This window comes from Paenibacillus sp. 10L310 (assembly GCF_056395745.1).
In genome coordinates, this window is sequence record NZ_JBFTKC010000008.1 from 197,197 (window position 1) to 207,064 (window position 9,868).

The following is a 9,868-nucleotide window of genomic DNA, read 5'->3' on the forward strand; positions in this document are numbered from 1 at the left end:
TCCATTTATTTTTTCCGATCATCATCGATCGGATTAGTCATTTTGGGACGCATTCTCATCATATTTAGCGGTGCACGGATAACAAAATCCTTCCATTCATTCATGTGATAGGGAACGGCTGGTGCAACATAAGGTACGCCAAAGCTTGAGAGTCGTGCCAGATGTGTACACACAAGCAGAAAGAACATAACCACGCCAAACAATCCGAGTACGGCTGCGCTGAACATAGCGGCAAATCGTAGAATCCTTAGCGTTAATCCCGCACTATAGACCGGAATCGTAAAGGAAGAGATGGCTGTTACCGCAACGACAATGACCAGAAATTGGCTTATTATTCCCGCTTGCACGGCTGCTTGGCCAATAATCAGACCTCCTACGATACCCATCGCTGGCGCAATCGGTTTGGGCAAGCGTATCCCGGCCTCCCTCAAGATTTCAATTGAAAGCTCCATGATGAGTACCTCAATAATTGAGGGGAATGGCACTCCAGTACGCGTTTCAATAATCGTCAATACTAGCTTGGTTGGAATAAGACCCGGATGAAACGAGATAAACGAGATATAGAGCGCAGGAGCAAGCAATGCCAGCATCGCGGCCATAAAACGCAGCACTCGCAAAAATGTTCCGGGAATCCAGCGTTCATAATAGTCCTCTGGAGACTGAAGCAACATGCTAAAGGTCACCGGTACAATTAATACAAATGGCGTTCCATCCAACAAAATTGCCACTCGGCCTTCCAGAAGGGCACCCATCACCCGGTCAGGTCTTTCCGTATTCAGTACCTGCTGAAAAGGACTCAGCGTATTATCTTCGATGAGTTGTTCCACATAACCTGATTCGAGCATTGAATCCATATCCATCTCTTCGATTCGCTTGCATACTTCTGCAACGAGATTTGGATCGGCAATATCCTGAATATAGGCTATCGCCAAATCTTTTTTGATCCGTGAACCCACTTCATACTTCTTAATAAACAGGCTCTGATCACTTCCATAACGACGTAAAATGCCTGTATTATCGCTTAATTGCTCTGTAAAACCAATACGAGGCCCACGAAGCAGTCCCTCTGACAAGGGTTCATTCATACCTCTTGTTTTGATCTTATGAGCTCCAATTAATAAAGCACCTGGCAAACCATCAACCAGCAGTGCATTTTTCCCAAACAACACACCAACTGCGAGTTCTTGGAGGGACTTCGTCTCCTCAACCAGACTGACAGGAAGTAATTGATCTTGCAGATATGCCGACAGTAAGTGTGCGTTGTCTGGATGAAGGAAACCCTCCTGCTTAAGTAGGGGAACACCTTCGAACATCAACGGTGTAATCAAGTGATCATCAACTAAGTCTTGATCTACCAGGCCTTCGGTATAAATGACCGCAGCCCGTGTATTCGTTCCCCTAATAATAAATTCCCGAATATGCACGTCTGCATTGAGTCCAAAGCTTTCTTTCACACTCGTCAGATTTATGCTGTACTTTTCGGTTAATTTAATATTGGCATAGTGGCCTGTTTCGGTCCCTTCACCCTGCCCTTTGGCTGCTGGCGAGATATCCTTCGAGGATATGGACGATGGCTTCGAACGAGAGAAGCTTCCGCGCTTAATGGCAGCATTGATCCAGCGCATGCTCAATGTAATACCAATTGGAATGATGAAGACCAAGAATGCCTGAATCCATATGGACCAATCCGGCACGTAGGATACAATTGTTGACCACATGTTCCCACCCCAACATTTCTCTGCATGACATAGCTGCAGGTATTCCCAAGTATTGTGTCCCCGTTTGATCACAATAATTCCCGTTTTTTTGAGTACTGAACGACAAAAAAACGGTTCCTGTGCAAGGAACCGCTATTACTATATATTGTTATACGATTCTGGTCACATGCTCCGCTTTGGCATCCAACAAGTGAGCTGAAGCAGCAATTGCTGTAAAATCATTCAGAGCGATCTCAATCTGCTTCTGGCTCTGCTCGACATATTCTTCTACCTTTTTGGTACCACCTGTGATATTACCAATCTCCTTTGTTATTCCGGTCACGCTATCACGAATCTCATTAATCGAACTCTCCACCATTGCGGATAGTTTCTTAACTTCCTTGGCCACGATATCGAATCCTCGTCCGTATTCTCCTGCATGTGCAGCCTCAATGGCAGCATTCAACGCGAGCAGTTGCGTCTGAGACGAAATCTCGCGTATCGTTCGTACCACGCCCTGAATCGATCCGGCTTGTTCCTGCAAATGAGTCAAAGTTGCACGGTTAGTAGCCGACACCTCTGATATATAGGAGATACTGGACATTAATTCCTGGCTCCGTTCAATGCCTACATCTGCCTGCCCATTTAGTTCATGAGACATCGTTTTTAGCTCATTCACTACGACCGAAATGTTGTTCTGACGGTTGGTAATGTTGGTGGCGATTTTGGAGACACCCAGTATCTTCTGATTCGTCTCATCGTACACCGGCATATATGTCGCCTCAAGCCATACGGAATTCCCCTTTGAATCCTTGCGTTCAACCTTGTCCTGAAAGCTGACACCATTAAATATGCTATTCCAAAAAGCATCATAGTCCGGGGTATTCGCAAAATGACCGAAGCACAGTTGCTGATGCTTCATGCCGTACATCTCATCTACCGTATATCCCATCGTCTGGGCAAAGACTTCATTCACGTAGGTTACCCGGCGATCCAGATCAAATCGAATGATAGCAAGACTTTTCTCCATCGCTTTGATAACCATTGCATCGGTGACAACATCTTTCTTTTCCATATCTAATATAGACACTTGATAACCCCCACAGTTCATTCCATAATAGACAGCCTTTAACTAGCAAAAAACAATCATAACAACATATGTATCCATCAGGTTCTAGATGGCTCTACTATGGATACCCGATTTGCAGCATTTTGGATCACCTGTTGTTATTTATTTTTATTGCAACCCTGTGAAGTCAAAATATATAGTTGTTCCTTCGTTTCAATGCTTCTTCAATATCCTGGATAAAAGGGTTCCATCAACATACTTTCGGAGCATATTCATTGTCCAGAAAAGAGACGTTATAACTTATCTTATCCGTAAAATATCTCTGTATCTACTAGTACGTATCGTAACATAAGGCAAAGAGGTATACACTTCTGTATTTGTAACGTATTTGTAACATAATTTCTGTTTTTTAATAACCGTTTAACCCCTATATACAAGAAAAACAGAACGATTTGTCATGCATCGTCCTGTTTCTTATCCAGTCTCATCTTTATTATTTTTTTCGTGGTGTCCAGCGCTTCGTTTCACTGTGATTCGGATACTGAATGCCCGCAGGATAGGAGATCAGCTCGATCAGCATCCCCCAAGGTGCTCTTCCATACACAAACTGATTGCCTTCTCCACCTTCAATATGACCGGTCAATGCCCCAGGCTCTGTTAGCAACACCCCGCCCGCTTCCTCGAAGTGTCGTGCAGCTTCTTGCATATCGTCCACATACAACGCCATATGCTGCAATCCGTAATCTGAGGCCCTAACTGGCTCCGATTGCGCTGTATTCACGTACTGAAATAACTCTATACTGGCGCTCTCCCCGAGCGATAACATCCGAATATGAATAACCTTTGCTCCTGAACGCAGTCCTAATTTAAGCTCTGCCTCGGGTCCTTTCTGTGGGGGATCATCCGGCGTTATATGGTCATAGGCAAGTTGAGCTCCAAACGCCTGTTGTAGAAATAGTGTCGCCTGCTCCATGTCCGGTACAGTTATTCCAATATGGTCAATTCCTCTCGTAATCATGTTATCCCTTCTTTCCTTTACCCATTGAACTTGCTTGTACACAGCGACATCCGTACCTATATGATTTACACGAAAAGGGGTCCGCTATAACCATCGGTTGCTCGAACAACCTTGTATAGAAACCGAAGAAAGAAGAGCGCATGATATCCATGGCTCTTCTTTTTTTGATGTTTTTAAGTTAGTTACAGGTTTATATACCGAGTGCTTAACCGAGGGCCTGAACTCATTTTAAAAATCATGCACAGTGACACATAGCTGAATCGCAATGCCAAATGGGTCCCGTACAATACCGTATCCTGGGCTGAATTCATTTTCTTCATACGGTACCAGTACCTTCACACCCTCATGTTGCATCAGAGAATGATACAGGTGATCGATTGTATCTTTATCCTTGGATTGAATACATAGTGACGTGCTGTTCCCCAGTTGCCATGCTCTCTCCGTGTCCATTGCTTCTTCCGCAATCATGACTTTGTTAACCCCAATCTCCAGCACCGAATGTGTAATATACTCATCTTGACCGGCAGGGTACTCGAAACCTGGGTTCATCTCCTTCATCTCTTTATAACTTTTCTTGAATATCACCTTGGCGCCCAGAAACTCTTCATAAAAAGCAATGGCTGCCGCCGCATCCCCGTTCATCGACAAAAATGGTATCACTTCAAAATTCATTATATTGCCTCCTTGTTCCTATTGGATTACACTTATCACTATAACAACAAAAGGTGCCAATGCATGGCACCATTAAGAGGGTTTGATATGAAAAAATCAGAACGTATGAACCAGATGCTGCGCTTTATTAATCAAAAACAACAGTTCACCCTGCAAGATCTCATGCAGGAGTTCCAGATCTCCAAACGAACCGCGTTACGAGATATCGCTTCATTGGAAGAGTTAGGTGCGCCCATCTATGTCGAATATGGACGCTACGGCGGATATCGACTGTTGCAACAGATGCAGCTGCCTCCCATTTCGTTTAATACGGGGGAGCTTCATGCCCTTTATTTTGCGATGCAGGCTCTCCGCAGCTTCTCCAGTTTACCCTTTCAAGTCTCTTTCCAGACCATTCATGAGAAATTTATGAGCGCGTTATCCGACAAGCAACGACAGGATATTGAGAACATCCAACACCGGGTTTACTTCCAACATACCGAGCAGATCCGCGACAGTGCACATTTGGAGTTTCTGTTGATGGCTGCTGTTCAGAATATAGTGATCCAGATTACGTACGCTAATCAGCGTAGATCCTCTGATCAAAGGCCATCTTCTGCAAACACTAATATCCGCACCATTCAACCCATCGCGCTCTATGCCAGGAAAGGCTATTGGTATTGTCAGGCCTATGATCTGCATAAACAAGCTTATCGTGTATTCCGCTGCGACCGCATCATTTCAGCCGAAACAACGGAGATTGAACCTTTAACTCATGTAAAGGAACTCTATTCACAGGATGCCCAATCTCTATGGAAACCATCGGAACAAGCAATTCCATTCAAATGCCTGATTGATGAAGCCGGGATGGAGCTATTCCAGCAAGAACATTTCCCATCTATGCAGATCAGCGAGAAGAGGGGACACATGTATCTTGTCGGTTCGTATGAACCTCACGAGCTTGATTTCATAGTGAGATATCTTGCGGGCTATGGTAAATCGATTAAGATTATGGAGCCCGTCATCTTACAGAAAGCATTAAGGCAGTACTACCTGGACTTATTGGATCATGTATAAAGATCATCATATTTCTATATCCATTTTACTTTACATGCCTTTTAGCTCTGCTCCTGGCTAACTTTCAACCTTTTTTTATTACCAATAGCCAATTGAACGATAATCTGCAACACGATGATGATAGCCAAACCATAAAATGCTTGCACGAAGCTGCCTGTTAGATCGCGGAGCCAGCCAATCGCCAGCGGCCCAAGTGCTCCAAGAATGTAGCCACCAGATTGAGTCATAGCCGACCAGCTACTCGCTTCCTGAGCATTGTTTGTCTCATCAATCGGCAACATAAGTGCAATCGGGAACAGTCCACCTGCACCAATCCCGAGCGGAATCGCAGCGAGCCACGGACTGACAGAGAGATTCAGCATCAGGACACCTATTAACTCCAACATCGCACATCCAACAAGCCAGAAGACACGTTTTTGGTACCGATGTACAAGCATGGGAATGAATAACGTTGAGGGCAGTGATATCAATGTAAATAACGTTTGGATGTTGCCAGCAGTCTCTTGGCTATACCCATGGCTCTGAATGGCTGGCGCAAGCCAGGCGGTTAATGAATAGAAGATCGCGGCCATCAATCCAAAGAACAGTGTCAGCACCCATGCACGCCTGTTCTTCACCGGAAGTGGTGCATGGACTACAGCCGAAGTTTGTCCGGATTGCCGCTCTGTACGCGCAGACCAAGCTAATTTTAACCAGATTGGCAATGCAATGGCTGCGAGTAATGCCCATGTAGCCAAAGAACCTCTCCAAGATCCACCCAGCGTATGCTGGAGCGGAACCGATAACCCCACACTAATGCTGGCCCCCATCACCATTGCTGTAGAGTAGATGCCGACCATGGCTGCCACTCGGTTAGGGAAATACTGCTTAATGAAGCTGGACAACAGCGGCCCTGCCAATGCAATCCCTACACCTGACAGAAAAGAAGTGAACATCATCAACGGAGTTGCGCCTACGAACAATCGTAATCCCGTACCTATCCCAATAAGGATTAAAGCCAGCACAATGGCTCCTTCGTTCCCCCACCTCCTACTTAGTCTTACAGAGAATGGAGCGAATATGCCCATACATAATACCGGTAGTGTAGTTAACAGACTGGCGGTCATGCCGCTCAAACCCAGATCATTCTGTATGGTACTCATCAGAGGAGAAATGGAAGTAATCGGTGGTCTTAAGTTCAGTGAAGCCAGAATAAGCGCCAATACAATATAAAAAAGTTTCATTATGAATCACCTCATGGGAGTAGTCTCGTTGCCTTCACCAAAGATCCTATTCTTTAATGACAAGATCTTCGGGTGATGCACGAATTAAGTATAGGATCATTATAATGATTGAACAATACTATTGTTTCTATTAAAATGATTACTAAAACCAATGATTAGAGGTGAATTCATGGAGATTCGTCAAATGGAAAACTTTATTACGGTGTGTGAGGAGCTTCATTTTACACGGGCAGCGGAGAAACTTGGCATATCTCAACCTACGTTGAGTCAACAAATACGTGGGTTGGAAGATGAACTTGGTGTTCCTTTGTTTGACCGCGTCGGCAAAAAAATTGTGATGACCCAGGCAGGCACTCTGTTTCTGGAGCACTGTGTACAGATGATCCGGCATTTACAGAATACCCAAGATGCGCTAGCTGAATTTCGGAATGATCAGCGGGGACGATTGGTGATTGGTGTTCTTCCATCCGATTTGGATTACCGTATCACTCCGCTGCTCGTTGATTTTCATGCCCGATTCCCCAAAGTGCAATTGAAAGTTATCTCTTCGATCTATGTCGTAAATCAAGTGTTGGAAAATGAAGTCGACATCGGCATCGAGATCACGTCTGCCCCGGATAGACGGCTTGTACGCATTCCTTTGTGCAGTGAAGAATATGTACTCGTCGTATCCGAGAATCATGATTGGGCTGAACGAAGCACAATTGAAATTCAGGAGTTGCGTGATATCCAAACGGTGATGTTCCCCGAAGGATTTACAGGCAGAGAATTGGTCGATGGCTATTGCCGTAAATATGGATTCACCCTAAATACCATCATGGAGACCAGTTCGGCAACCTCCATCATTAGCCTGGTCAAAGCCAACGTTGGAGGAACACTGCTGCCTTATCCTCTGATCAAAGCCATGAATGAGCCCACGCTACGTTGCATCCGAATTACAGACGATCCGCCCTACCGGCACTTTGAGATCATCCATCGGTCCGACCGTTACCTGACGCAATCGGCCAAGGCATTTATTGAGAAAACAATCGAGTATTTCAATCAAGGGTGAGTTTAAAAGGAGGATAATGAAATGATTATAAGAGAAGTTGGTTTGTTGACACATCAGGTCGAGGCCATAAAAGAGTTTTACGGTACACTAATGGAATTGAATCTTGTGGAGGATAATGCAACATGCGTTTCATTCCGTGCGGGGAACTCGGTCCTATCTTTCAAGAAGGCACCAGAACAAGAGAAGCCATACTATCATGTAGCATTTACGATTCCAACGAATAAACTTGCTGATGCAAAAAGATGGGCTCAAGACCGTAACATTTCATTGCTATCCAAAGATGGACAAGATGAATTTTATTTCCCCTACTGGGATGCAACAGCCTTCTATTTTTATGATCCAAGCGGCAACTTGATGGAATTTATCGCTCACCATTCACTCGATAATGCAGTTGATGAAGCTTTTGAAGCGAAGCATCTGTTATGTATTAGTGAAATCGGTCTGCCTGTCGATGATGTTCCTGAGACGATGAACACATTGAATGAGCATTATCAACTTGAACCATTTGCCGGAGACGGAAAACAATTCTCCCCCACGGGTGATGCAGAAGGCATGTTTATTGTCATTGATAAACAGAAGCCATGGTTCCCAGACGGACGTATGCCTGGTGTATTTGTTACAGAGGTGAAGGTGGAAACTGGGCAGCCCGGTAATCTGCGTATACAGGACGGCCTATACTCGATTGAATCGATATGATGTAAAAACGTACTGAATGAAAACCTATAGAGGGACTTCCGGCTTAATACTTACCAAAACCATCCTCACACGTGATATCCGATTTAAGAATTTCGTACAGATTTTGTTTGGAATTCTCTAATTTATTTTGTATTTCTTCAATTTCTGATATTTTCGCTCGGATAATGCTTGCTTGATCATTACTTGAAAACCCATGTTTAGAGATCATAGATTGGATCTCATGGATCGTAAAACCAACAGCTAAACATTGTTTGACCACTTCCAGATGCTGAATAATGCTCTGCGCATATATTCGATAGTTATTATGATCTCTCAGCATATGTTCATCCGGGATAATACCTATTTTCTCGTAGTAACGAATCGTGGATATCGGAAGGTTTACATGGTTCGCTACTTCACTAATCTTCATATGTATTTCCCCCGTTTCTTCTTCTTGCTATAAAGTATACTTCATAGTTTACAATCCTCATAGTGAGACAGATGGAGATATAATTTATACCCTACTCTCACCAATATAGATATGAGGAGAGATTTCAATATGAACACAATTACTGGTCAATTCAACAAAACAAATGATTTTGATAACATCGTCTTGGAGCGCCATTCCGTTAAAGCCTACGACCCTGAAGTGAAGATCAGCCGCGAGGAGATGACCGAAATACTGGCGAAGGCTTCACGTGCCCCTTCGGCCATTAACATGCAACCTTGGCGTTTTCTTGTTATCGACAGTGCTGAAGGCAAAGAGAAGCTTGCACCACTGGCCTCTTTTAACCAGACACAGGCACTAACGTCTTCCGCCGTCATTGCCGTGTTTTACGATGTCAACAACGTTGAATACATGGAAGAGATTTTCAGCAAATCAGTGGAACTTGGGTACATGCCCCAAGACATCATGGATATGCAGATGCAGCAGGTAAAACCTTATTATGCGAACATAAACGCATCCGAATTGCGTGACATGAACCTCATTGACTCAGGCCTCATATCCATGCAACTCATGCTCGTTGCCCGTGCCCATGGTTATGATACCAACCCTATGGCCGGTTATGACAAAGGCCAGATCGCCGAAGCGTTCGGCCTGGATAAAGAACGGTTCCAGCCCGTGATGTTGATCTCCATAGGGAAAGCAGCCAAAGATGGCTATCCTTCCTATCGTCTCCCGGTTGAAACGATTACAACTTGGGCATAATCAACAGCTACTCTCAAGACTAAAATGACTATGGATGATACTATAGTAAATACTAAGTCTGAAAAATAGATGGAAATCACTGTGCATCCCATAATACCAGAGTACTCATCCTATATCAGTTAAAGGCTTTCATTATAATAGCCTCATACTGATTTGGACATAGGAACATTAATTATACGTTCATAAACAAAGGGTCC

At 44.2% G+C, this 9,868-nt stretch carries 10 protein-coding genes; 4 read left to right on the top strand and 6 right to left on the bottom strand.

Features of this window, described 5'->3' with window-relative positions:
• Positions 1–5: 5 nt before the first annotated feature.
• From AC1DE7_RS18820 to AC1DE7_RS18835, 4 genes are all read right to left on the bottom strand, one after another.
• Entirely contained in the window at positions 6–1,718 is a 1,713-nt protein-coding gene (locus AC1DE7_RS18820) for a spore germination protein (RefSeq protein WP_036668138.1), read from the bottom strand.
• 148 nt (positions 1,719–1,866) lie between these two features.
• Positions 1,867–2,772, bottom strand: coding sequence for a methyl-accepting chemotaxis protein (locus AC1DE7_RS18825; protein WP_477534954.1), 906 nt, complete (start codon positions 2,770–2,772; stop codon positions 1,867–1,869).
• A gap of 487 nt (positions 2,773–3,259) precedes the next feature.
• Positions 3,260–3,784, bottom strand: coding sequence for a VOC family protein (locus AC1DE7_RS18830; protein WP_477534955.1), 525 nt, complete (start codon positions 3,782–3,784; stop codon positions 3,260–3,262).
• 228 nt (positions 3,785–4,012) lie between these two features.
• Positions 4,013–4,456 carry a VOC family protein gene (locus AC1DE7_RS18835; protein WP_477534956.1) on the bottom strand — a complete coding sequence of 148 codons (444 nt, stop codon included), beginning with the start codon at positions 4,454–4,456 and terminating at the stop codon, positions 4,013–4,015.
• A gap of 87 nt (positions 4,457–4,543) precedes the next feature.
• On the opposite strand from AC1DE7_RS18835, the gene AC1DE7_RS18840 reads away from it, so the two are divergent.
• Positions 4,544–5,512: a helix-turn-helix transcriptional regulator gene (locus AC1DE7_RS18840; protein ID WP_477534957.1), complete on the top strand. Its 969-nt coding sequence runs from the start codon at positions 4,544–4,546 to the stop codon at positions 5,510–5,512.
• A 41-nt stretch (positions 5,513–5,553) separates the two neighbouring features.
• Here AC1DE7_RS18840 and AC1DE7_RS18845 read toward each other — a convergent pair whose 3' ends face one another.
• The gene (locus AC1DE7_RS18845) at positions 5,554–6,735 is read right to left on the bottom strand and encodes an MFS transporter (protein ID WP_477534958.1); all 1,182 of its coding nucleotides are present in this window, start codon (positions 6,733–6,735) and stop codon (positions 5,554–5,556) included.
• A 169-nt stretch (positions 6,736–6,904) separates the two neighbouring features.
• On the opposite strand from AC1DE7_RS18845, the gene AC1DE7_RS18850 reads away from it, so the two are divergent.
• Positions 6,905–7,786 carry a LysR family transcriptional regulator gene (locus AC1DE7_RS18850; RefSeq protein ID WP_477534959.1) on the top strand — a complete coding sequence of 294 codons (882 nt, stop codon included), beginning with the start codon at positions 6,905–6,907 and terminating at the stop codon, positions 7,784–7,786.
• Positions 7,787–7,807: 21 nt separating this feature from the next.
• Entirely contained in the window at positions 7,808–8,482 is a 675-nt protein-coding gene (locus AC1DE7_RS18855; RefSeq protein WP_477534960.1) for a VOC family protein, read from the top strand.
• 43 nt (positions 8,483–8,525) lie between these two features.
• Here the strand turns inward: AC1DE7_RS18855 and AC1DE7_RS18860 are convergent, their stop codons facing one another.
• Entirely contained in the window at positions 8,526–8,891 is a 366-nt protein-coding gene (locus AC1DE7_RS18860; protein ID WP_047841655.1) for a MerR family transcriptional regulator, read from the bottom strand.
• 129 nt (positions 8,892–9,020) lie between these two features.
• Between AC1DE7_RS18860 and AC1DE7_RS18865 the strand changes: the two genes are divergently transcribed.
• Positions 9,021–9,671 carry a nitroreductase family protein gene (locus AC1DE7_RS18865; RefSeq protein WP_477534961.1) on the top strand — a complete coding sequence of 217 codons (651 nt, stop codon included), beginning with the start codon at positions 9,021–9,023 and terminating at the stop codon, positions 9,669–9,671.
• The last annotated feature ends 197 nt before the right edge of the window (positions 9,672–9,868 follow it).

Bases quoted from the DNA above. Each gene is read 5' to 3' on its own strand.
- AC1DE7_RS18865 (WP_477534961.1), top strand. From the start codon at position 9,021: ATGAACACAATTACTGGTCAATTCAACAAAACAAATGATTTTGATAAC.
- AC1DE7_RS18860 (WP_047841655.1), bottom strand. From the start codon at position 8,891: ATGAAGATTAGTGAAGTAGCGAACCATGTAAACCTTCCGATATCCACG.
- AC1DE7_RS18845 (WP_477534958.1), bottom strand. From the start codon at position 6,735: ATGAAACTTTTTTATATTGTATTGGCGCTTATTCTGGCTTCACTGAAC.
- AC1DE7_RS18820 (WP_036668138.1), bottom strand. From the start codon at position 1,718: ATGTGGTCAACAATTGTATCCTACGTGCCGGATTGGTCCATATGGATT.
- AC1DE7_RS18835 (WP_477534956.1), bottom strand. From the start codon at position 4,456: ATGAATTTTGAAGTGATACCATTTTTGTCGATGAACGGGGATGCGGCG.
- AC1DE7_RS18850 (WP_477534959.1), top strand. From the start codon at position 6,905: ATGGAGATTCGTCAAATGGAAAACTTTATTACGGTGTGTGAGGAGCTT.
- AC1DE7_RS18825 (WP_477534954.1), bottom strand. From the start codon at position 2,772: ATGGAAAAGAAAGATGTTGTCACCGATGCAATGGTTATCAAAGCGATG.
- AC1DE7_RS18855 (WP_477534960.1), top strand. From the start codon at position 7,808: ATGATTATAAGAGAAGTTGGTTTGTTGACACATCAGGTCGAGGCCATA.
- AC1DE7_RS18830 (WP_477534955.1), bottom strand. From the start codon at position 3,784: ATGATTACGAGAGGAATTGACCATATTGGAATAACTGTACCGGACATG.
- AC1DE7_RS18840 (WP_477534957.1), top strand. From the start codon at position 4,544: ATGAAAAAATCAGAACGTATGAACCAGATGCTGCGCTTTATTAATCAA.